Genomic DNA, 21,550 nt, shown 5'->3' on the forward strand with positions numbered 1-21,550 from the left:
GCCCGACCCCGGCCCCACGACATACCCACCTGTTGCACCAAGGAGAAGCATGACCACCCTGGAGATCAAGAACCTGCAGGTCAGCGTCGAGACCGAGGACTCCGCCAAGGAGATCCTCAAGGGTGTCGACCTCACCATCAACTCCGGCGAGACGCACGCCATCATGGGCCCCAACGGCTCGGGCAAGTCGACCCTGGCCTACGCGGTCGCCGGGCACCCGAAGTACACCGTGACCGGCGGCCAGGTGCTGCTGGACGGCGAGGACGTCCTCGCCATGGGCGTCGACGAGCGGGCGCAGGCGGGGCTCTTCCTCGCGATGCAGTACCCCGTCGAGGTGCCGGGCGTCACCGTGTCCAACTTCCTGCGCACCGCCAAGACCTCGATCGACGGCGAGGCCCCCAAGCTGCGCCACTGGGTCAAGGACGTCAAGGGCGCCATGGAGGCCCTGCGCATGGACCCGGCGTTCGCCGAGCGCAACGTCAACGAGGGCTTCTCCGGCGGCGAGAAGAAGCGCCACGAGATCCTCCAGATGGAGCTCATCGAGCCCAAGATCGCCATCCTCGACGAGACTGACTCCGGACTGGACGTCGACGCGCTCAAGGTGGTCTCCGAGGGTGTCAACCGGGTCAAGGACAAGACCGGGCTGGGCGTCATGCTCATCACCCACTACACGCGCATCCTGCGCTACATCCAGCCCGACTACGTGCACGTCTTCGTCAACGGCCGGGTGGCCGAGTCCGGTGGTCGCGACCTGGCCGACCGGCTCGAGGAGGAGGGCTACGACCGCTTCCTCACCGCCGGCGTCTGAGGACGGAGGACACCGAGGTATGACGACGGGACAGCAGGCGGCGCGGCCGCTGAGCGAGGTGGAGATCGGGCGGATCCGCGCCGACTTCCCCCTGCTGCAGCGCACCGTGCGCGGCGGCCGTCCCCTCGTCTACCTCGACAGCGGGGCCACCTCGCAGAAGCCCCGGGTCGTGCTCGACGCCGAGCGCGAGTTCTACGAGCGGCACAACGCGGCCGTCCACCGGGGTGCCCACCAGCTGGCCGAGGAGGCCACGGACGCCTTCGAGGCGGCGCGCGCGACCGTCGCGCGCTTCCTCGGGGCCGGCCCCGGCGAGGTCGTCTTCACCAAGAACGGCACCGAGGGGCTCAACCTGCTGGCCTACGCCTTCTCCAACGCGGGCGCGCCCGGTGCCCTCGACGGCGTGGACGACTCCTGGGCGCGGCGGCTGCGGCTCGGCCCCGGCGACGAGGTCGTGGTGACCGAGATGGAGCACCACGCCAACCTCGTGCCGTGGCAGGAGCTGTGCCGGCGCACCGGGGCCACCCTGCGCTGGATCGGGGTGGACGAGGACGGCGAGCTCGACGTCGAGCGGCTCGGCGAGGTCGTGGGGGAGCGGACCCGGGTGGTCGCGCTCACCCACGTCTCCAACGTGCTCGGCACCGTCAACGACCTGGGTCCCGGGTCGCCGGTGGTGGCGGCGGCCCGCGCGGTCGGCGCGCTCGTCGTGGTGGACGCCTGCCAGTCCGCGCCGCACCTGGACATCCGCCCGCTCACCTCCGCCGACTCCGGGGTGGACGCCCTGGTCTTCACCGGCCACAAGACGCTGGGCCCCAGCGGGGTCGGGGTGCTGTGGGCACGGCGCGGGCTGCTGGAGGCCATGCCTCCCTTCCTCACCGGCGGATCGATGATCGAGGTCGTCCGGATGGAGGGGTCCACTTACGCCCCGCCGCCGGCGAAGTTCGAGGCCGGGGTCCCCATGGCCGCGCAGGCCGTCGGTCTGGCCACCGGGCTCGACTACCTCACCGAGGTGGGGCTGGACCGGGTGCACGCCCACGACCAGCAGCTCATGCGGCATACCCTCGACCTGCTGGCCGAGCGGCCCTGGCTCCGGGTACTGGGCCCGCCGGACCCGCAGCGGCGGATCGGTGCGGTCGCGTTCGTGGCCGACGGGGTGCACCCGCACGACGTGGGCCAGGTGCTGGACGACTCCGGCGTCGCGGTCCGCACGGGCCACCACTGCGCGTGGCCGCTGCACCGTCGGCTGCGGGTGCCGGCCTCCACCCGCGCGAGCTTCGGGATCTACACCAGCCTGGAGGAGGTCGACGCCCTCGCCGAGGCGCTCGACCGGGTGCCCGACATCTTCGGACTGGCCGGATGAGAGGAGTGCGGCGCTGATGGACCTGTACGGCGAGCTCATCCTCGACCACGCGAAGCGGCCGCAGCACGCCGGTCTGCGGGAGCCCTACGACGTCGAGGTCAACCACGTGAACCCCACCTGCGGCGACGAGATCAGCCTGCGGGTGCACCTCGAGACCGTGGCCGGGGGCGCCCAGGACGGCGCCCTGGTGCTGCGTGACGTCTCCTACGACGCCCTCGGCTGCTCGATCTCCGTGGCGTCCGCCTCGGTGCTGGCCGAGGAGACCCTCGGCCGACCGGTCGCGCAGACGCTGCAGACCTACCGGCACCTGCACGCCATGCTGACCAGCCGCGGGGCGGACCCCGGCGACGCCGAACAGATCGGCGACGCCGTCGCGTTCGCGGGCGTGGCGAAGTACCCTGCTCGCGTCAAGTGCGCCCTGCTGCCCTGGACCGCCTACCTCGACGCCCTCGCGCGCGCCGGTGCGGACATCTCCGCCGCCAGCGAGCGACCCGAGGGCGTCTGACCGACCCACCGACCCGCCGACCACCTCTGGAGGAACGCATGACCACCACCACCCCACCCAACGTCGCCGACGTCGAGGAGGCCCTGCGCGACGTCGTGGACCCCGAGCTCGGGATCAACGTCGTCGACCTCGGCCTCGTCTACGGCGTCACCGTGGACGCGGCGAGCCACGCCGTCATCGACATGACCCTCACCTCCGCGGCCTGCCCGTTGACCGACGTCATCGAGGACCAGGTCGCCCAGAGCCTGGAGGGCCTGGTCAGCAGCCACCGGATCAACTGGGTCTGGATGCCGCCGTGGGGCCCGGACAAGATCACCGAGGACGGGCGCGAGCAGCTGCGCGCCCTCGGCTTCAACGTCTGAGGCGCGAGCCGCGCCGATGGCCTCGACCCACCTCGTCGACGTCGCTCCCGAGCGGCTCACGGGGTGGGTCGACCGGTTCACGGCCTCCCACGGGCCGCTGACCTGGTCGGTCGTCAGCGACGACGAGGGGCAGGCGTGGCAGGCCCGGGCCCAGGACGGGTCGTGGGCCCGGCTGCGGTCCTGGCGCGCCCCGCAGCCGGACGACACCGCGGGGCCGGCACCGGGGTGGGAGCGGCCGCCGCCGCTGCTCGTGCTCCTGGTCCGACGCGGAGGGTATGCCGTGGCGGTCGTGGGGGAGGACGGGGCCCTGGTGCGGCACAAGGTCGGCACCCGGCACGTGCAGTCGCGCACCGCGGCCGGGGGCTGGAGCCAGCAGCGCTTCGCCCGGCGCCGGGGCCACCAGGCGGACGTGCTCGTCGAGGCGGTGGCGGGCCATGCCGCACGGCTGCTGGGGGAGGAGCCGGCGGAGCGCGGGACCGTGCCAGAAGGAGTGGTCCTCGGCGGTGACCGGAGCCTGGCCGACGCCGTCCTGCAGGCGCTCCCTGCGGCGGCGGCCGCCGTCCGCGGACTGCCGCGCCGCACGCTGTGGGACCTCCCGGACCCGCGCCGCTCCGTGCTCGACGACGCGGTACGGCGCGGGCGCGCGGTGCGCGTGCAGGTGCACAACGCCTGAGCACCGAACGTCGCGGATGGTTGCCCCACGCGCCACCGAGCGTCGAGGATGGTTGCCCCACGCGCCACCGAGCGCCGCCCATGGTTGCCCCATGCGCCACCGAGCCCCGCCCGTGGTGGTGTGGACCAACCACGAGCGGCGCTCGGAGGGTGTCGCGGGCGTGCCGCGGTCAGGCGGTCGCCGTCAGGCGGGGGAGCCGCTGGGTGCCGGCCCGGCGGGGGCCGGCTCCTCCGGCTGCTCCTGCGCCCAGGGCAGTCCGCGGCGGTCGCCGTCGTAGACGTCCTGGTCGAGGATGCCCTCGCGCTTGGCCACGATCGTGGGGACGAGGGCCTGCCCGGTGACGTTGGTGGCGGTGCGCCCCATGTCCAGGATGGGGTCGACCGCGAGGAGCAGACCGACGCCCTCGAGCGGCAGCCCCAGCGTGGACAGCGTCAGCGTGAGCATGACGGTCGCGCCGGTGACGCCCGCGGTGGCGGCCGAGCCGAGCACCGAGACGAAGGCGATGAGGAGGTACTCCGTCACGCCGAGGTCGACGCCGAAGAACTGGGCGACGAAGATCGCGGCGACGGCGGGGTAGACCGCGGCGCAGCCGTCCATCTTGGTCGTCGCACCCAGCGGCACGGCGAAGGCGGCGTAGGCCCGGGGCACCCCGAGGTTGCGCTCGGTGACGGACTGGGTGACCGGCAGGGTGCCGATCGAGGAGCGCGACACGAAGCCCAGCTGCATGGCCGGCCACACGCCGGTGAAGAACTGCTTGACCGACAGGCCGTGCAGACGCAGCAGGACGGGGTAGAGGACGCCCACGACGAGCAGCAGACCGGCGTAGATCGCGAGGGTGAAACGGCCCAGGGAGCCGATGGTCTCCCAGCCGTAGGACACGATGGCGTTGCCCAGCAGGCCGACGGTCGCGAGGGGGGCGAGCAGGATGACCCACCACAGGACCTTCTGCACGACGGTCAGGGCCGAGCGGGTGAAGGCCAGGAACGGGTCCGCCTCCTTGCCGACCTTGACCACCGCGACCCCGACGGCGATGGCCAGGATGAGGATCTGCAGGACGTTGAAGGACAGGCTGATGCCGTCGTCCCCCTCCTGGGCGTAGATCCCCAGGCTGTTGGCCGGGATGAGGCCGGTGAGGAAGTCGAGCCAGCCGCCGGTGCTGGACGGGGCGGCCGCGTCCGCGGCGGTGACCCCGGCACCCCGGGCGGGGTCGACGAGCCAGCCGACGACCATGCCGATGGACACCGAGGCCAGGGCGGTGATGGCGAACCACAGCAGCGTCTGCCAGGCCAGACGGGCCGCGTTGGTCACCTGGCGCAGGTTGGCGATCGAGGAGACGATCGCGAGGAAGACCAGCGGCGGCACGATGGTGCGCAGCAGGGTGACGAACGAGGAGCCGATGATGGACAGCGTCTCGGACAGCCAGGTGGGGTTGTCGGCGCTGGCGCCGGTGGACCGGGCCACCAGGCCCAGCACGACACCCAGCACGAGACCGATGAGCACCTGGGTGCCGAAGGACACCCGGCGAAGACGGGACAGCACGGCGGAACCTTCCGGTGGGGGATGAGGTGGTGCAACCTCCGTCCCAACAGGGCGTTATGTCGCCGCTATTCCGCCCGTCCGGCTGTGACCTCGCTCACCCCTCGTAGTCGTCCACGCTGGCGGCGTTGAGGGTGTCGCACCGGTTGGCATCACCCGACTCGTAGCCCCGCATGAACCAGCCCATGCGCTGCTCGGAGCTGCCGTGGCTCCAGGTGTGCGGGGTGACCTGACCCTGCACCCGCTCCTGGATGGAGTCGTCACCGACGGCCGAGGCGGCCGACATCGCGGACTCGACGTCCTCGCGGGTCAGCTCCTGCAGCAGGGGGTTGCCCTCGTCGTCCTCGGTGCGGGTGGCGTTGCCCGCCCAGGCGCCCGCGAAGCAGTCGGCCTGCAGCTCGACCCGCACCGCCCCGGACTCCGGGCCGCGCGGGTCCTGCTGGGAGTACTGCAGCGCCCCGGTCCAGTTCTGGACGTGGTGGCCGTACTCGTGGGCCAGGACGTACATCTGGCTGAAGCTGCCGCCGTCGGCACCCAGCTGCCCCTCCAGCTGGTCGAAGAAGCCGGTGTCGAGGTAGATCCGCCGGTCCAGCGGGCAGTAGAACGGGCCGACCGCGCTGGAGGCGGACCCGCACTGGGTCTGGACCGAGCCGGAGAAGAGGATGGCCGTGGTGGGGTCGGCGTCCGGCAGCACCGCCGTCCAGTAGTCCTCGAGGGAGACCATCGTGGCCTTCATCCGGCAGTCGACGTCGGCGTTGGCGTCGGCCCCGGTCCGGCACTCCGCCAGGTCGACATTCTGCGCCTGGGGGGCCGCCTCCTCCTGGGAGCCGAGCACCTGGCCCGGGTCCCCGCCCAGCAGCATGACCACCAGCGCCACGAGGAGCGCGCCGAGCCCGCCCCCGGCCGCGACCTTGCCGCCACCGCCGGCGCGGCGGGCCCGCCCGCTGCCGATGTTGGCGTTCTCCCTGAAGGTCATGGGTGCTCCGTCCCGCTCCGTCCGCGCCGGTCGGGGGACCGGAGCCTCAGCGCGTAGACTAGCCACCAGCCCCCCGCGACGCACCCGATGCCGTCCGGGACGCGTCATACCCCTCCCTGCAGCGCCGTTCCCGTGCTGCCCACCGCCCGTGAAGGAGCCCGTCCGTGATCAGCGCAGCCGGTGTCGAGATCCGCGTGGGCTCCCGCCTGCTCATGGAGGACGTCACCTTCCGCGTCGGCCCGGGTGACCGGGTCGGCCTCGTGGGTCGCAACGGGGCGGGCAAGACGACCCTCACCCGGATGCTCTCCGGGGAGGGGCAGCCGGCGGGCGGCACCATCACCCGCACCGGCCAGATCGGCTACCTCCCCCAGGACCCGCGCACCGGGGACCTGGAGGTGCTCGGGCGCGACCGCATCCTCTCCGCGCGCGGTCTCGACGAGATCATCCGCGGCCTGCGCCGGGCCGAGGAGACCATGGCCAGCGCCGACGGCGAGGAGCGGGAGCGGGCGATGGCGCGCTACACCCGGCTGGACGCGGAGTTCGGCAGCCGGGGCGGGTACGCCGCCGAGTCCGAGGCCGCCTCGATCGCCAGCAGCCTGGGCCTGCCGGACCGCGTCCTGGAGCAGCCCCTGCGCACCCTCTCCGGGGGGCAGCGGCGACGCATTGAGCTGGCCCGCATCCTCTTCTCCGGCGCCGACACCCTGCTGCTCGACGAGCCGACCAACCACCTGGACGCCGACTCGGTCGTCTGGCTGCGCGAGCACCTCAAGAGCCACACCGGCGGGCTCATGGTGATCTCGCACGACGTCGACCTCATCGAGACCGTCGTCACCAAGGTGTTCTACCTCGACGCCAACCGGCAGGTCCTCGACGTCTACAACATGGGGTGGAAGGCCTACCTCGCCCAGCGCGAGGCCGACGAGCGGCGACGCCACCGGGAGCGGGCCAACACCGAGAAGAAGGCGTCCGCGCTGCTGGCGCAGGCCGACAAGATGCGGGCCAAGGCCACCAAGGCGGTCGCCGCCCAGAACATGGCCCGCCGGGCCGAGCGGATGATGGCCGGGCTCGAGGGGGAGCGGCAGGGCGACAAGGTGGCCAAGCTGCGCTTCCCCACCCCCGCGTCGTGCGGACGCACCCCCCTCACCGCGGAGGGGCTGTCGAGGTCCTACGGCAGCCTGGAGATCTTCACCGACGTCGACCTGGCGATCGACCGGGGGTCCAAGGTCGTGGTGCTGGGGCTCAACGGCGCCGGCAAGACGACGCTGCTGCGCCTGCTCGCCGGCATCGACGACCCGGACACCGGGGAGGTCCAGCCCGGGCACGGGCTCAAGCTCGGCTACTACGCCCAGGAGCACGAGACGCTGGACGTGCACCGCAGCGTGCTGGACAACATGAAGTCGGCCGCCCCGGACCTCGACGAGACCGAGACCCGCAAGGTGCTCGGCTCCTTCCTCTTCTCCGGCGACGACGTCGACAAGCCGGCCGGCGTGCTGTCCGGAGGGGAGAAGACCAGGCTCGCCCTGGCGACCCTCGTGGTGTCCGCCGCCAACGTGCTCCTCCTGGACGAGCCGACCAACAACCTCGACCCGGCCTCCCGGGAAGAGGTGCTGTCCGCGCTGCGTTCCTATGAGGGTGCCGTCGTCCTGGTCAGCCACGACGAGGGGGCGGTGCAGGCGCTCGAGCCCGAGCGGGTCCTCCTGCTCCCCGACGGGGTCGAGGACCTGTGGGGACGTGACTACGAAGATCTCATCGCCCTGGCCTGAGGGCGTCAGGAAGGTGGCCCAGTGACGGTCGGTATGCGCGGCGGCACGTTCCGCAGCTTCGCCAAGGACCGCAGCGTCCAGGACCGTCGGATCGGGCGGGACACCGCGCGCCGGGTCGCGTCCTACGGCCGCCCGTTCCTCGGCAAGATCGGCGTCTACCTCGCGCTGACGATCCTCGCCGGCGCCCTCGTGACGGCGGTCCCGCTGCTGCTGGGGCGGATCATCGACGACGGCGTCGAGGTGGGCGACCGCGGTGTCGTCGTGCGGCTGTCCCTCCTGGTCGCGGGCCTGGCGGTGCTCGAGGCCGTGGTGACCGTCGTGACGCGCTGGTTCGGCTCACGGATCGGCGAGGGCCTCATCTACCACCTGCGCCGGCAGGTCTTCGCGCACGTCCTGCGGCAGCCGATCGCCTTCTTCACCCGGGCCCAGACCGGCGCCCTCGTCTCGCGGCTCAACACCGACGTCATCGGGGCCCAGACCGCGTTCACCTCCATCCTGTCCGGCTTCGTCAGCAGCCTGGTCCAGCTCGTCCTCATCCTCGTCGCGCTGTTCTCCATGAGCTGGCAGATCACCCTGCTGGCCCTGCTCCTCGTGCCGGTCTTCATCGTCCCGGCCCGCTTCGTGGGCGCCCGGCTCTCCGCGCTGACCCGCCGCCAGATGGGGCTCAACGCCGACATGCAGGCACGGATGACCGAGCGCTTCAACGTGGGCGGAGCCCTGCTCGTGCGCCTCTTCGGGCGGCCGGCGACCGAGGACGAGGAGTATGCCGAGCGCGCGGCCGGGGTGCGCGACTCCGGGATCGCCATCGCCGTCAACCGGGTGTTCTTCATGGCGGCCCTGGGCCTGGTGGCCGCGCTGGCCACCGCGCTCGTCTACGGCATGGGCGGCCTCATGGTCGTCGCCGGGTCCCTGACGACCGGCACGCTGGTGGCCATGTCCACCCTGCTCACCCGGATGTACGGCCCCCTCACGTCGCTGTCGAACGTCCGGGTGGACATCATGACCGCCCTCGTGAGCTTCGAGCGGATCTTCGAGGTGCTCGACCTGCGCCCACTGGTGGCGGAGGTCGACCGGCCCCGCGGCATACCCTCCGGTCCGGTCTCGGTGGACCTCGAGGGGGTGAGCTTCAGCTACCCCTCCGCGGACGAGGTGTCGATCGCCTCGCTGGAGCAGCGGCCCGAGGCCGAGACCCAGGACGGCCACCGCGTGCTCGAGGACGTCACCGCGACGGTGCCGGCCGGGTCCATGGTGGCGCTCGTCGGGCCCTCCGGTGCCGGCAAGACCACGCTCACCACGCTCGTGGCGCGCCTCTACGACCCCACCGCCGGCCGGGTGCGGATCGGGGGGGTGGACCTGCGGGAGGCGTCCTTCGACGCGCTGCGCGAGACCGTCGGCGTGGTGACCCAAGAGGCGCACATGTTCAACGACACGGTGCGCGCCAACCTGCTCTACGCCCGGCCGGAGGCGAGCGAGACCCAGGTCTGGCACGCGCTGGAGGGAGCCAGGATCGCCGACCTCGTGCGCCGGCTCCCGGACGGACTCGACACCGTGGTCGGCGACCGGGGGCACCGGCTCTCGGGCGGGGAGAAGCAGCGCCTGGCCATCGCCCGGCTGCTGCTCAAGTCACCCGCCGTGGTCGTGCTGGACGAGGCGACCGCGCACCTGGACAGCGAGTCCGAGGCGGCCGTCCAGCGCGCGCTCGACGAGGCGCTGCAGGGGCGCACCTCGCTGGTCATCGCCCACCGCCTGTCCACGGTGCGCGACGCCGACCAGATCCTCGTGCTCGAGCACGGGCGCGTCGTGCAGCGCGGCACCCACGAGCAGCTGCTCGCCGAGGGGGGCCTCTACGCGGCGCTCTACCGCACCCAGTTCCGCGACTGACCCCGCGCCGGACGGGTCAGGCGTCCTCCTCGTCCCAGATCCGTACCTTGCGCCGACGGGGCGAGCGGCGGCGTGCGGGGGAGGGTGACCCGGGCCGTGACCCGACCGGGACCGGCGGCTCGCCGGGGGTCTGCTCGCCGGGGACCTGCTCCAGAGAGCCCTCGCGCTCGTCCTGCGCCTCCCGGCGGGCCATGACGAGCACGAGCAGCAGCCCCACCGGCACGGTGAGCCACCACTGCAGGGCGTAGGCCAGGTGAGACCCCAGGCCGGTGTCCGGCGCCCCCAGCGGCTCGGGTCGGGTCGCCGGGGCCGGATCCTCCTCGTCGAGGACGAGGTAGGCCGGGCGCAGGTTCAGAGCGGTCGCGTCCTCCAGAGCGCCCAGGTCGATCGACGCGAGCTGACCCTGGACCGGCGGCCGGCCCAGGTCACGCTCGGAGGGCAGCAACCACCCGGTCACCGTGACCTGGCCGGTGGGAGCCTCCGGCACGTCCGGCAGCTGCTGCGCGGTCGGTGCGTTGGGCACCCACCCGCGGTCGACCGCGATCGCGGAGCCGTCCGGCAGGGCCAGCGGCACCAGCACCTCGTAGCCGAACACGCCCTCGTAGGGACGGTTGCGCACGAGGTGCTGCTGGTCGGTGAGGTACCGACCGGTCGCCTCGACGCGGGTCCACCGCTGGGCGCCCGCGAGGTCGTCCCCGGGCCCCAGGGCCTCGTCGAGGGGCACCGGGGTCTGGCCGTAGTTGGCCTCGACCACCGCGCGGTTCTCGACCCTGCCCTCGTGCCGGCTCCACTGCCAGGTGCCCAGGCCGGCGGTGATGACGGCGAAAAGGACGGCGAGCGCGAGGTAGCCGAGCCAGCGGGGCCGGCGCAGGACCTGCCACACCTCAGCCGTCCGCCTCGGTCAGCTCGTCCACGCCGACGACCTCGAGGAGGAAGCCGCGCAGCTGCAGGAAGTCGCGCAGGTGCCCCTCGTGCGCCGGGCAGGCCAGCCACACCTTGCGACGCCCGGCGGTGTGCAGCCGGGGGTTGCGCCACACGACGGCTCGCTCGGCCTGCTGACGGCAGCCCTTCGCGCTGCAGACGAGCCCCGGTCCCGCCGGCGTCACGACGCGTCGGGGCCGCGGGGGGGATGCCGGTCGCTCACGACCGTGCCGGTGATGACGGCCCCGCTGCGGGCGCCGTCGGCCGCGCCCGGCTCGGGCGCGGGTCCGGTGCCCAGGCCGCGGGTCGGCGCCTGCGGCGTCGACGCCGGGCCGCGTCTCTGGTCGACCGCGTTGGCGACCATGACCGCGAACGCCGGGATGACCACGGCGAGGAAGACGGCGACCCAGGCGAGGGCATACCGCTGGGTGGTGAACGCCCAGACCGCGACCGGGAAGGAGACCGTCCGGATGCCCATCGCGGTGAGGTACTGCCACATCCGGCGCCTGCGGTCCTCCTCGACCGAGCGCCGGGCGCTGGTCACCCCCTGTGCCGGACGTCGTGCCCCGGCGCGCGGGGCGGAGGAGGTGGGCACATCTCCACGATACGGACTACGGTGGCCCCGTGACGAATCCCAGCGCCCCCTCGACCCCCTCGGCCGTCCTCGTGACCGGTGGCAACCGCGGCATCGGCCTGGCCATCGCCCGCGCGTTCGCCGAGGCCGGCGACGACGTCGTCATCACCCACCGCAGCGGCGAGCCCCCCGAGGGGCTGCGCGGCGTGCGCTGCGACGTGACGGACGCGGCGAGCGTGGACGCCGCCTTCACCGCGGCCGAGGAGCTGCTCGGACGACCGGTGGAGGTGCTCGTCGCCAATGCCGGGATCACCAAGGACACCCTGCTCATGAGGATGAGCGACGAGGACTTCGACGCGGTCCTGGACACCAACCTCGCCGGCGCCTTCCGGTGCGCGCGCCGGGCCTCGAAGGGCATGATCAAGGCACGGGCCGGGCGGATCATCCTGATCTCCTCCGTGGTGGGGCTCTACGGCTCCCCGGGCCAGACCAACTACGCCGCGTCCAAGGCCGGGCTGGTCGGGCTCGCCCGCTCGATCACCCGCGAGCTGGGGGGCCGGGGGATCACCGCCAACGTCGTCGCCCCCGGCTTCATCGAGACCGAGATGACCGGGCAGCTGACCGAGGACCGGCGGGCGACCTACCTGGCCGGCATCCCCGCCGGGAGGTTCGCCCGGCCCGAGGAGGTGGCCGGGGTCGTGCGCTTCCTCGCCGGCCCGGACGCGGCCTACATCAGCGGCGCGGTGGTCCCCGTCGACGGCGGGCTGGGGATGGGTCACTGACCCGGACCGGGCGACACGGGCCGCGAGGCGCCGGATCACGCCGGGCGACGCACTAGAGTTCCCCCCATGCTCCTCGAGGGAAAGAAGCTCCTGATCACCGGTGTCCTCATGGACACCTCCATCGCCTTCCACGTGGCCCGGCTCGCCCAGGAGCAGGGAGCCGAGGTGGTGCTCACCTCGTTCGGCCGGACGCTGAAGATCACCCAGGCCATCAGCCGCCGCCTACCGCAGCCCGCGCCGGTCATCGAGCTGGACGTGCAGAACACCGAGCACCTGGACACCCTCGCCGACCGGGTGGGTGAGCACACCGACCACCTCGACGGGGTGCTGCACTCGATCGGCTTCGCCCCCCGGGGAGCCTTCGACTTCCTCGGCGCGTCCTGGGAGGACGTCGCGACGGCCATGCAGGTCAGCGCCTACTCCCTCAAGGCGCTGGCGGTGGCGGCGCTGCCGCGCATGCGCGAGGGCGGGGCGGTCGTCGGCCTCACCTTCGACGCGCAGTACGCCTGGCCGGTCTACGACTGGATGGGGGTCTCCAAGGCGGCCTTCGAGGCGACCAGCCGCTACCTCGCCCGCGACCTGGGGCCTCGGGGCATCCGTTCCAACCTCGTCTCGGCAGGGCCCATCTCGACGACCGCGGCCAAGTCGATCCCCGAGTTCGACCAGTTCGCCCGCTGGGGCGAGCACTCCCCGCTCGGGTGGGACGTCAGGGACCCGGTGCCGGCGGCCCAGGCCTGCGTGGCCCTGCTCTCGGACTGGTTCCCGGCGACGACCGGCGAGATCGTCCACGTGGACGGCGGCTTCCACGCCACCGGCTTCTGAGCCGGGTCCTCCCCCCACCTCCTCCGGCCCGAGGTCCTACTCGGAGATCACGGTGCCCTTGCCGACGACGACGATGCCCGAGTCGGTGACCGTGAAGCCCCGCCGCCGGTCATGCTCGTGGTCGACGCCGATGTGCACGCCGGCCGGCACCCGGACGTCCTTGTCGATGATGGCGCGGTGGATCTGGCAGGACCGCCCGACCTCGACCCGGTCCATGAGCACCGAGCCGGTGACGTGGCTGAAGCTGTGCACCGTGACCCGCGGTGACAGGACGCTGTCGGTCACCGTCGCCCCGGAGATGACGCACCCCGGGGACACCGCCGAGTTGACGGCGTGGCCGACCCGGTCCCCGGACCCGTGCACGAACTTCGCCGGCGGGTGCGGGCCGTAGTTGGTGTAGATCGGCCACTCCTCGTTGTAGAGGTTGAACACCGGGTGCACCGACACCAGGTCCAGGTGCGCGTCGTAGTAGGAGTCGATGGTGCCGACGTCGCGCCAGTAGCCGCGGTCGCGGTCGGTCGCGCCGGCGATCTCGTTGTCCTTGAAGTCGTAGACCCAGGCGTCGCCCTTGTCGACGAACGCGGGCACGATGTCGCCGCCCATGTCGTGCTTGGACCCCTCGTTGAGGGCGTCCATCCGCACCGCGGCCTCGAGCGCCTCGGTGGTGAAAACGTAGTTCCCCATCGAGGCCAGCACCTCGTCCGGGGCGTCGGGCAGCCCCCGCGGGTCGGCCGGCTTCTCCAGGAACTCGCGGATCTGCCGCGGGTCCTCCTGGTTGACGTCGATGACCCCGAACTGGTCGGCCAGGCTGATCGGCTGCCGGATCGCCGCGACCGTGCAACCGGCGCCGGTCTCGACGTGCTGCTCGACCATCTGGGCGAAGTCCATGCGGTAGACGTGGTCGGCGCCGACGACGACCACGATGTCCGGCCGCTCGTCGTGCACGAGGTTGAGGCTCTGGTAGATCGCGTCCGCCGACCCGGAGAACCAGCTCTTGCCGAGCCGCTGCTGGGCGGGGACCGGCGCGACGTAGTTGCCCAGGAGGGTCGACATACGCCACGTCTTGGTGATGTGCGCGTCCAGGCTGTGCGACTTGTACTGCGTGAGCACGACGATCTTGAGGTAGCCGGAGTTGACGATGTTGGACAGGGCGAAGTCGATGAGGCGGTAGATCCCCCCGAACGGGACGGCGGGCTTGGCCCGGTCCGCGGTCAGCGGCATCAGCCGCTTGCCCTCCCCACCCGCCAGGACGATCGCCAGGACCTTGAGCCGACTGCCTCGTTGCGCTGCCATGGGACCAACCTAGACGCCGCGTCAACCCCTGGCGAGGGGAGGGGCCAGGGGCTACGTTGAGGGCGTGCGCATCGACATCCTCACCCGCGAGTACCCCCCCAACGTCTACGGCGGAGCCGGCGTCCACGTCGCCGAGCTGACCCGTGCCCTGCGAGCCGTCGACGGGACGCAGGTGCAGGTCAGAGCCTTCGACGAGCCCGCCGACGAGCCGGGCACGACCGGGTATGCCGTGCCCGAGGACCTCGCGGACGCCAACGGTGCGCTGCGGACCCTGGGCGTGGACCTCCTCATGGCGCGCGATGTCGCCACCGGGGGCGCGGACCTCGTGCACAGCCACACCTGGTACGCCAACATGGGCGGTCACCTGGGGGGTGCGCTGGCGCAGATCCCGCACGTGGTCAGCGCGCACAGCCTGGAGCCGCTGCGGCCCTGGAAGGCCGAGCAGCTCGGCGGCGGGTATGCCGTCTCCTCCATGGTCGAGAAGGTCGCCTACGAGGGCGCGGCCGGCGTCATCGCCGTCTCCGCAGGCATGCGCCGCGACATCCTGGCGGCCTACCCCGGCGTCGACCCGGGCTCGGTCCACGTCGTGCACAACGGCATCGACGCCGACCTGTGGCAGCGGGACACCTCCGACGACGCCGCCGAGTTCGTGCGGTCGAAGGGGATCGACCCGCACGCGCGCAGCGTCGTCTTCCTGGGGCGGATCACCCGGCAGAAGGGCCTGCCCTTCCTGCTCAAGGCGCTGCGCGCGCTGGACGACGACGTGCAGGTCGTGCTCCTCGCGGGTGCGCCGGACACCGAGGAGATCAAGGCCGAGGTCATCGCCCTCGTGGACCAGCTGCGCACCGAGCGGGGCGAGCAGGCGGCGCCCGTGGTGTGGATCGACGACATGCTGCCGCGCCACCAGGTCGTCGCCGTGCTCTCCCACGCCACCGTCTTCGTGTGCCCCTCCGTCTACGAGCCGCTCGGCATCGTCAACCTCGAGGCGATGGCCTGCGGCGCCGCGGTGGTCGCGACCGCGACGGGCGGCATCCCCGAGGTTGTCGTCGACGGCGAGACCGGCTGGCTGGTGCCCATCGAGCAGGTCCAGGACGGCACCGGCACGCCGGTCGACGAGGACGCCTTCGTCGCCGACCTGGGCCGGGCCCTGGTGGAGGCCTGCTCGGACGCCGAGGAGGCGCGCCGGCGGGGCGAGGCCGGTCGGGCACGGGCGGTCGAGCAGTTCAGCTGGACCACGGTGGCCGAGCGCACCGTCGAGGTCTACCGCGCCGTCCTGGAGGGCCGTGCCCCGGACCTGCCCGAGCTCGGCTGAGGCCGGGCGCCTCCGGTCGCAGACCGCGGCGGACGGTCCTACGGTCGCACCATGAGCGACATCCTCAGCATGCACCCGGACCGCGACACCTTCGACCTTCCCCAGCTGCGGGCCGCCATCGAGGCGGCGTCGGCCTGCGCGAGCACCTGCGCGTCCTGCGCGGACGCCTGCCTGCGCGGAGGCCACGCCGGCGACATGGTCCGGTGCATCGACCTGTGCAACCAGTGCGCCGCCATCTGCCGCACCACCGCCGACATCCTCTCCCGCCCGGGGCCCAACGGGGACAGCTGGGAGGAGGTCGTGCGGGCGTGCATCGCGGTCTGCCGCGAGTGCGCCGACGAGTGCGGCAGCCACGAGATGGACCACTGCCGCGCCTGCGCGCAGGCCTGCCGCGAGTGCGCGGAGGCCTGCGAGACGCTGCTCGCCGTCGCGGACTGAGGGCGGGGCGCCCCGGTCCTCGCTAGCGCCAGCCGGCGAGGTGCAGGACGGCGGTGTTCGTCGCGTCGGTCAGCGCCGTGGCGGCCACGGCCTGCAGGCGCCGCAGCGTCTGTCCGCGCGAGCTCGTGGTCGCCAGGTCGACCGACTCCAGCGCGGGGTCCAGCCCGGCGTCGGTGAGCGTCAGGACCCCGGCGGCGAGGGCGATGAGCCGCTGGGCCCGGCCCGGGAGGCCGGTGGGCAGCCCCCAGGGCTCGGCCTGCGACGTGCGGCGCAGGCCCGCCAGGCGCTCCTGGGCCGCGGCGCCGAAGGGCGCGCCACCCGCCTCGAGGAGGGCGTCGGTGTGCGCGGCCAGCTCGGTCCGCAGGCCCAGCTCGACCTGACCGAGGTCGAGCGCCTCCACCCGGTGCGTGGGGAAGGGCTCGGCGTCGTGCAGCGTCCAGCGCGCGGACCAGCCCTGGTCGCCCTCCGGCCCGAACAGCTCCAGCTCGGGCACCAGCGCCCCGCCCAGGCCCGGGATGAAGACGCACTCGGCCGCCGCGCTGGCGGCGGCGTGCAGGTCCGCCGAGCCCCGCGGCATACCGGTGAGGTCGCCCGGACGGGGCAGAGCCACGAGCACGGCCCGCTCGCCGAGGCTCTGCCACATGCCCAACGGCTCGGTCAGGCCCTCCACGTGGTCGACGTCGGGCAGGGCCCGGGCGGCGACCGTGGACACGTCGGCGCGCCCGGCGAAGGCCGCGGTGGCCCACAGGGCCACCCGCACGCTCGCCGGCAGCTCGTGATCAGGCATGGGGGCGATGGTAGACACCTCGGCCCCGACTAGAGTGGCCCGCCATGAGCGATGTCCTGGAATTCGCCGGTGTCGGGGTCCGGCGTGGCACGACCGACCTGCTCAGCGGGGTGGACTGGTCGGTCGAGGAGGGGGAGCGGTGGGTCGTCATCGGGCCCAACGGGGCCGGCAAGACCACGCTGCTCCAGCTCGCCTCCGGCCGCATGCACCCCACCACCGGTGTCGCCGGGGTCCTGGGTGAGGTGCTGGGGGCCGTCGACGTCTTCGAGCTCCGCCCCCGGATCGGGGTCTCCAGCGCCGCCGTCGCCGACCGCATCCCCGACGAGGAGCGGGTCAGCGACGTCGTGGTCACCGCCGCCTACGGGGTGGTCGGCCGCTGGCGCGAGCAGTACGACGAGACCGACGACCAGCGCGCCGCCGAGCTCCTCGAGGCGCTCGGGGTGGCGCACCTGGCGACCCGCCGGTTCGGCACCCTCTCCGAGGGCGAGCGCAAGCGGGTGCAGATCGCCCGGGCCCTCATGACCGACCCCGAGCTCATGCTGCTCGACGAGCCGGCCGCAGGCCTCGACCTGCGGGGCCGGGAGGACCTGGTCGGGCGGCTCAGCCTGCTCGCGGAGGACCTGGACGCCCCGGCGCTGGTGCTGGTCACGCACCACGTCGAGGAGATCCCGCCCGGCTTCACCGACATCCTCATGCTGCGCGAGGGCACGGTGGTCGCCGCCGGCCCGATCGAGCTCACGCTGACGGCCGAGAACCTCTCGGCGACCTTCGGCATACCGCTCGTCGTCGACCGCCACGGGGACCGCTGGTCGGCCCGCGCCGCGACCCCGGTGCCGGCGTCGGGGTCGGGGTCGGTGCCCGGCACCACCGCGTGAGCGTCCTCGAGGTCCTCGCTATCGTCCTGGCCGGGCTGGCGGCGGGCACCATCAACACGATCGTCGGGTCCGGCACGCTGGTGACCTTCCCGGTGCTGCTGCTCTTCGGGTATGCCCCGGTCTCGGCCAACATCTCCAACTCCCTGGGTCTGGTGCCCGGAGGCGTCGCGGGGACGTGGGGCTACCGTCACGAGCTGCGCTCGCTGGGCCCGATGCTCTGGCGCCTGGGGCCGGCGAGCCTGGTGGGCTCGGTCATCGGCGCCCTGCTCCTCCTGGTGCTGCCGGCGGCGGCGTTCGAGACGATCGTGCCCGTCCTCATCCTCGTGGCCCTGCTGCTCGTCGTGCTCGGGCCGCGGCTGCAGCGCTGGGCCGCCCACCGGCACGCCGACCGCATCACCCCGGGCCGGTGGGTCGCGCTCGTGGTCGGCATCCTGCTGTCCGGGGTCTACGGCGGCTACTTCGGCGCGGCGCAGGGGGTGCTGCTGCTGGGGATCATGAGCATCCTGCTGCCGCTGGGCCTGCAGCAGATCAACGGCATCAAGAACGTGCTGGCGACCATCGCCAACCTCGTGGCGGCGCTGGTCTTCCTGGTGGTCGCGCCGGACCTCGTGGACTGGACGGTGGTCCTGCTCATCGGGATCGGGTCCATCCTTGGGGGGCTCCTCGGGGCCCGGGTGGGCCGACGGCTGCCGCCGGCCGTGCTGCGCGGCGTCATCGTCGTCATCGGCACGGTGGCGATCGTCAACCTGCTGCTGACATGAGCGAGGCTCCCGCAGACCTCCCGTCCGGCGCCGTGTGGGTCGAGGACCCGCGCGATCCCCGGGTGCGCGACTACTTCCAGCTCACCGACGTGGCGCTGCGCCGGGTGCTGGAGCCGCAGGAGGGGCTCTACCTCGCCGAGTCCGACAAGGTCATCCGGCGCGCGCTGGCCTCCGGCCACCGGATGCGCTCGCTGCTCCTCACGCCGCGCTGGGCCACCGAGCTCACCGAGCTCGTCCGTCCGGCGCTGGCGGACGGCATACCGGTGTATGTCGGGAGCCCGGGCGTCATCGAGGAGATGACCGGCTTCCACCTGCACCGCGGGGCCATCGCGGCCATGCACCGTCCCGCGCTGCCGGGCGTGGCAGAGGTCGTGGCCGGGGCCCGCAGGGTCGCCGTCCTGGAGGACGTGGTGGACCACACCAACGTGGGGGCCGCCTTCCGCTCGGCCGCGGCCCTGGGCGTGGACGCCGTGCTGGTGACCCCGCGCTGCGCGGACCCGCTCTACCGCAGGGCGGTGCGCGTCTCCATGGGCACCGTCTTCCAGGTGCCCTGGACGCGGATCGACCCGTGGCCCGGCGGGGTCGACGTGCTCCGCGAGGAGGGCTTCACCGTGGCCGCGCTGGCCCTCGCCGAGGACGCCGTCGACCTCGACGAGCTGGAGGCCCGGCCGCCGGAGCGCCTGGCGCTGGTGCTGGGCACCGAGGGCGACGGGCTCTCGCGCCGTACCGTCGAGGCGGCGGACCTCGTCGTGCGGATCCCCATGGGCGGCGGCGTGGACAGCCTCAACGTCGCGGCCGCCTCGGCGGTGGCGTTCTGGGCGGTCCGGCCGCGCTGAGGCCGGCCCTCGTGGTCCGGCCGTGGTGGGGGCCGGCCCTGAGCCGCGCCCGGAGCCACGCCTGGAGCTGGGTCGTGTGCAGTCGTGGCCCTCCAGGGGCCACAACCACGCACAGCCGCGAGTCGCCCTGCCGACGAGGGCCGGGTGCTGGGCATGACTGCCAGGTCGTGCGCAGAAGTGGCCCTCCAGGGGCCACGACCACGCACAGCGGCAACGGGCTGTGGCAGAGCCGCGACCGGTCAGCCGTCCTGCCGCGCGTCGCGGCGACGGAACAGCCCGGCCAGGACGGCGCCGGAGAGGTTGTGCCAGACCGAGAACACCGCGCCCGGCAGCGCCGCCACCGGCGTGAAGAAGGTGGCGGCGAGGCCCGAGGCCAGCCCGGAGTTCTGCATCCCCACCTCGATCGCCATCGTGCGGGCCGACCGCTCGCCGACCCCGGTGACGCGGCCGACGGCATACCCGATGCTCAGGCCGAGCAGGTTGTGCAGGACCACGGCCGCGGCGACGAGCAGGCCGGCCTCGAGCAGCTGGTCGGCCGAGAGCGACACCACGAGGGCCACGACGACACAGATGACGAGGACGGAGAACCACGGCATCAGCGGCAGCACCCGCCGCACCACGGCAGGCAGGAGGAGGCGGACGAGCAGGCCCAGCACGACCGGCACGAGCACGATGACGACGATGGTGCGGGCCATGCCCCAGCCGTCCACGGGCAGCCGCTCGCCGACCAGCCAGAGCGTCAGCAGGGGCGTGAGCAGCGGGGACAGCAGGGTCGACACCGAGGTCATGGTGACCGACAGGGCCGTGTCGGCGCGGGCGAGGTAGGCCACGACGTTGCTGGCGGTGCCTCCGGGGACGCAGCCGACGAGGATGACCCCCGCGGCGATCTCGTCCGGGAGCCTCAGCAGGGTGACGACGAGCAGCCCCACGAGGGGCATGACGGCGTACTGCGCCGCCACACCGAGCAGGACGGGCAGCGGCCGGCGGACCACCAGGGCGAAGTCCGGGAGCGTCAGGGTCAGCCCCATCCCGAACATGATGACCCCGAGCAGCGGCGTGATGAGCCCAGCGCCGCCGGAGACCGGGCCGGCTAAGGCATACCCGATCCCTCCGGCGAGGAGGACGAGGAGGGGGAAGAGGGTGACCGCACGGTAGGCGCTGCGGTCCTCGGCCCGGCTGTCCGGCGGGTCGCCGGCGACGATGCTCATCAGGTCACGTCGGGGGTTCCAGGGCCAGGTCCTCGACGACCTCGGCACCCGGCAGCCGGGCGGCCAGCGCGCCGGGCAGGCGCAGCTTGCTGCGCCGCAGACCCGAACCGATGACGATGTGCTCGCGCTGCACGACCCGGGCGTCGACGAGCACCGGCCAGCCGGACGGCACCCCCACGGGGGTGATGCCGCCGTACTCCATCCCGCTGCGCCCGACCGCCTCGTCCATCGGCATGAACGAGCACTTGCGCACGTCGAGGCGCTTGCGGACGGCCTTGTTGACGTCGGCCCGGGTATGCCCGAGCACCAGCGCGGCGCACACGCGCTCCTCGCCGGCGCGCGCCCCGGAGATGACGATGCAGTTGGCCATGTCCCGCAGGTCCCATCCCGTGGCCTCCACCAGGACGGCCGTGTCGGCGTGGTCCGGGTCGATCTCGGTGACCTCGACGGCGGCCACGTCCGCACCGTCCGACGCCATCGCCTCGAGGGCGTGCCGGACCGGCTCGGCGAGCAGGTCGGGACGCTCCAGGGCCGGGGCCCAGGTCAGGCTCACAGCTGGTAGGTGCCGGTGATCGAGCCCCGGGCCAGCACGTTGCCCAGCGTCATGAACTGGGCCTTGGCCAGCGAGCTGGAGGCGTCGAGACCGGTGTCGTCGGTGTCCAGCGCCCAGACGGTGAAGACGTAGCGGTGCGGCACGTCACCCTCGGGCGGGGCGCAGCCGGCCCAGTCGTGGGTGCCGAAGTCGTTGGCGAGGGTCATGACCCCCTCCCCGAGGTCGTGGCCCTCCTGCCCGGCACCGGTGTCCAGCGAGGTGACGTCGGCGGGGATCCCCAAGACGGCCCAGTGCGAGAAGCCGCCCACGACCGGGGCGTCCGGGTCGTGGCAGACGAGCAGATAGGACCGGGTGCCCTCCGGCGCCCCGGACCAGGACAGCTGCGGCGAGGTGTTGCCCTGGGCGTAGCCCGCGGACTCCGGCAACGGGGACCCGTCGGTGAAGTCCGTGCTGGTCACCTGCAGCTTGGCCGGCGCGGCCGGGAGGGTGTCGACGGGGTGGGGGGCAAGGGTGCGCTCCAGACTCAT

At 73.1% G+C, this 21,550-nt stretch carries 24 protein-coding genes; 14 read left to right on the forward strand and 10 right to left on the reverse strand.

The window, feature by feature from the left end:
* Positions 1-49: 49 nt before the first annotated feature.
* Genes sufC through AVL62_RS07660 form a run of 5 tightly spaced genes read left to right on the forward strand, consistent with a single transcriptional unit; the run spans position 50 to position 3,705 of the window.
* On the forward strand, positions 50-808 hold the full coding sequence (sufC, locus tag AVL62_RS07640; RefSeq protein WP_058891049.1) for a Fe-S cluster assembly ATPase SufC: 759 nt from the start codon (positions 50-52) through the stop codon (positions 806-808).
* A 19-nt stretch (positions 809-827) separates the two neighbouring features.
* Positions 828-2,165 carry a SufS family cysteine desulfurase gene (locus AVL62_RS07645; protein WP_058891050.1) on the forward strand — a complete coding sequence of 446 codons (1,338 nt, stop codon included), beginning with the start codon at positions 828-830 and terminating at the stop codon, positions 2,163-2,165.
* A gap of 16 nt (positions 2,166-2,181) precedes the next feature.
* Positions 2,182-2,670, forward strand: coding sequence for a Fe-S cluster assembly sulfur transfer protein SufU (sufU, locus tag AVL62_RS07650; protein ID WP_058891051.1), 489 nt, complete (start codon positions 2,182-2,184; stop codon positions 2,668-2,670).
* A 38-nt stretch (positions 2,671-2,708) separates the two neighbouring features.
* Positions 2,709-3,032 carry a metal-sulfur cluster assembly factor gene (locus AVL62_RS07655; RefSeq protein ID WP_058891052.1) on the forward strand — a complete coding sequence of 108 codons (324 nt, stop codon included), beginning with the start codon at positions 2,709-2,711 and terminating at the stop codon, positions 3,030-3,032.
* 16 nt (positions 3,033-3,048) lie between these two features.
* Positions 3,049-3,705, forward strand: a complete 657-nt coding sequence (locus AVL62_RS07660) for an acVLRF1 family peptidyl-tRNA hydrolase (RefSeq protein WP_058891053.1) — start codon at positions 3,049-3,051, stop codon at positions 3,703-3,705.
* Positions 3,706-3,888: 183 nt separating this feature from the next.
* Here AVL62_RS07660 and AVL62_RS07665 read toward each other — a convergent pair whose 3' ends face one another.
* Together AVL62_RS07665 and AVL62_RS07670 are read right to left on the reverse strand one after the other, a co-directional pair.
* Entirely contained in the window at positions 3,889-5,244 is a 1,356-nt protein-coding gene (locus tag AVL62_RS07665; RefSeq protein ID WP_058891054.1) for a dicarboxylate/amino acid:cation symporter, read from the reverse strand.
* A gap of 94 nt (positions 5,245-5,338) precedes the next feature.
* Positions 5,339-6,217, reverse strand: a complete 879-nt coding sequence (locus AVL62_RS07670) for a neutral zinc metallopeptidase (protein ID WP_058891055.1) — start codon at positions 6,215-6,217, stop codon at positions 5,339-5,341.
* A 164-nt stretch (positions 6,218-6,381) separates the two neighbouring features.
* On the opposite strand from AVL62_RS07670, the gene abc-f reads away from it, so the two are divergent.
* Together abc-f and AVL62_RS07680 are read left to right on the forward strand one after the other, a co-directional pair.
* The gene (abc-f, locus tag AVL62_RS07675) at positions 6,382-7,980 is read left to right on the forward strand and encodes a ribosomal protection-like ABC-F family protein (protein ID WP_058891056.1); all 1,599 of its coding nucleotides are present in this window, start codon (positions 6,382-6,384) and stop codon (positions 7,978-7,980) included.
* A gap of 33 nt (positions 7,981-8,013) precedes the next feature.
* Positions 8,014-9,861 carry an ABC transporter ATP-binding protein gene (locus tag AVL62_RS07680; RefSeq protein WP_058891228.1) on the forward strand — a complete coding sequence of 616 codons (1,848 nt, stop codon included), beginning with the start codon at positions 8,014-8,016 and terminating at the stop codon, positions 9,859-9,861.
* A gap of 16 nt (positions 9,862-9,877) precedes the next feature.
* Here AVL62_RS07680 and AVL62_RS07685 read toward each other — a convergent pair whose 3' ends face one another.
* The 3 genes from AVL62_RS07685 to AVL62_RS07695 form a co-directional block, all read right to left on the reverse strand.
* Positions 9,878-10,744: an SURF1 family protein gene (locus tag AVL62_RS07685; protein WP_058891057.1), complete on the reverse strand. Its 867-nt coding sequence runs from the start codon at positions 10,742-10,744 to the stop codon at positions 9,878-9,880.
* A gap of 1 nt (position 10,745) precedes the next feature.
* Complete coding sequence (locus AVL62_RS07690; RefSeq protein WP_327281843.1) at positions 10,746-10,898, reverse strand: hypothetical protein; 153 nt, start codon at positions 10,896-10,898, stop codon at positions 10,746-10,748.
* Positions 10,899-10,963: 65 nt separating this feature from the next.
* Positions 10,964-11,377, reverse strand: coding sequence for a DUF3099 domain-containing protein (locus AVL62_RS07695; protein WP_153011714.1), 414 nt, complete (start codon positions 11,375-11,377; stop codon positions 10,964-10,966).
* A gap of 29 nt (positions 11,378-11,406) precedes the next feature.
* Between AVL62_RS07695 and fabG the strand changes: the two genes are divergently transcribed.
* On the forward strand, positions 11,407-12,138 hold the full coding sequence (gene fabG, locus AVL62_RS07700; RefSeq protein ID WP_058891060.1) for a beta-ketoacyl-ACP reductase: 732 nt from the start codon (positions 11,407-11,409) through the stop codon (positions 12,136-12,138).
* Between the two features lie 66 nt (positions 12,139-12,204).
* Positions 12,205-12,960: an enoyl-ACP reductase FabI gene (gene fabI / locus AVL62_RS07705; protein ID WP_058891061.1), complete on the forward strand. Its 756-nt coding sequence runs from the start codon at positions 12,205-12,207 to the stop codon at positions 12,958-12,960.
* Between the two features lie 36 nt (positions 12,961-12,996).
* Here fabI and glgC read toward each other — a convergent pair whose 3' ends face one another.
* On the reverse strand, positions 12,997-14,253 hold the full coding sequence (glgC, locus tag AVL62_RS07710; protein ID WP_083518793.1) for a glucose-1-phosphate adenylyltransferase: 1,257 nt from the start codon (positions 14,251-14,253) through the stop codon (positions 12,997-12,999).
* A gap of 64 nt (positions 14,254-14,317) precedes the next feature.
* On the opposite strand from glgC, the gene glgA reads away from it, so the two are divergent.
* Positions 14,318-15,565 (forward strand): glycogen synthase, encoded by a 1,248-nt coding sequence (gene glgA / locus AVL62_RS07715; protein WP_058891062.1) that lies wholly within the window; start codon positions 14,318-14,320, stop codon positions 15,563-15,565.
* Positions 15,566-15,616: 51 nt separating this feature from the next.
* The gene (locus tag AVL62_RS07720) at positions 15,617-16,003 is read left to right on the forward strand and encodes a four-helix bundle copper-binding protein (protein WP_235585591.1); all 387 of its coding nucleotides are present in this window, start codon (positions 15,617-15,619) and stop codon (positions 16,001-16,003) included.
* A 22-nt stretch (positions 16,004-16,025) separates the two neighbouring features.
* Here the strand turns inward: AVL62_RS07720 and AVL62_RS07725 are convergent, their stop codons facing one another.
* Positions 16,026-16,790, reverse strand: coding sequence for a hypothetical protein (locus tag AVL62_RS07725; protein ID WP_083518794.1), 765 nt, complete (start codon positions 16,788-16,790; stop codon positions 16,026-16,028).
* 44 nt (positions 16,791-16,834) lie between these two features.
* On the opposite strand from AVL62_RS07725, the gene AVL62_RS07730 reads away from it, so the two are divergent.
* The 3 genes from AVL62_RS07730 to AVL62_RS07740 are packed head-to-tail and all read left to right on the forward strand — an operon-like array spanning position 16,835 to position 19,262.
* On the forward strand, positions 16,835-17,665 hold the full coding sequence (locus AVL62_RS07730; protein ID WP_058891064.1) for an ABC transporter ATP-binding protein: 831 nt from the start codon (positions 16,835-16,837) through the stop codon (positions 17,663-17,665).
* On the forward strand, positions 17,662-18,426 hold the full coding sequence (locus tag AVL62_RS07735) for a sulfite exporter TauE/SafE family protein (RefSeq protein WP_058891065.1): 765 nt from the start codon (positions 17,662-17,664) through the stop codon (positions 18,424-18,426). Before AVL62_RS07730 ends, AVL62_RS07735 begins: the two co-directional genes overlap by 4 nt.
* Positions 18,423-19,262: a TrmH family RNA methyltransferase gene (locus tag AVL62_RS07740; protein WP_058891066.1), complete on the forward strand. Its 840-nt coding sequence runs from the start codon at positions 18,423-18,425 to the stop codon at positions 19,260-19,262. Before AVL62_RS07735 ends, AVL62_RS07740 begins: the two co-directional genes overlap by 4 nt.
* Before the next feature lie 239 nt (positions 19,263-19,501).
* Here the strand turns inward: AVL62_RS07740 and AVL62_RS07745 are convergent, their stop codons facing one another.
* Genes AVL62_RS07745 through AVL62_RS07755 form a run of 3 tightly spaced genes read right to left on the reverse strand, consistent with a single transcriptional unit; the run spans position 19,502 to position 21,550 of the window.
* Positions 19,502-20,470 carry a bile acid:sodium symporter family protein gene (locus AVL62_RS07745; protein WP_153011715.1) on the reverse strand — a complete coding sequence of 323 codons (969 nt, stop codon included), beginning with the start codon at positions 20,468-20,470 and terminating at the stop codon, positions 19,502-19,504.
* 4 nt (positions 20,471-20,474) lie between these two features.
* On the reverse strand, positions 20,475-21,023 hold the full coding sequence (locus tag AVL62_RS07750; protein ID WP_058891067.1) for a YbaK/EbsC family protein: 549 nt from the start codon (positions 21,021-21,023) through the stop codon (positions 20,475-20,477).
* Positions 21,020-21,550, reverse strand: coding sequence for a YbhB/YbcL family Raf kinase inhibitor-like protein (locus tag AVL62_RS07755; protein WP_058891068.1), 531 nt, complete (start codon positions 21,548-21,550; stop codon positions 21,020-21,022). Before AVL62_RS07755 ends, AVL62_RS07750 begins: the two co-directional genes overlap by 4 nt.

This window comes from Serinicoccus chungangensis (assembly GCF_001483745.1).
GTDB classification, from domain to species: Bacteria; Actinomycetota; Actinomycetes; order Actinomycetales; family Dermatophilaceae; genus Ornithinicoccus; species Ornithinicoccus chungangensis_A.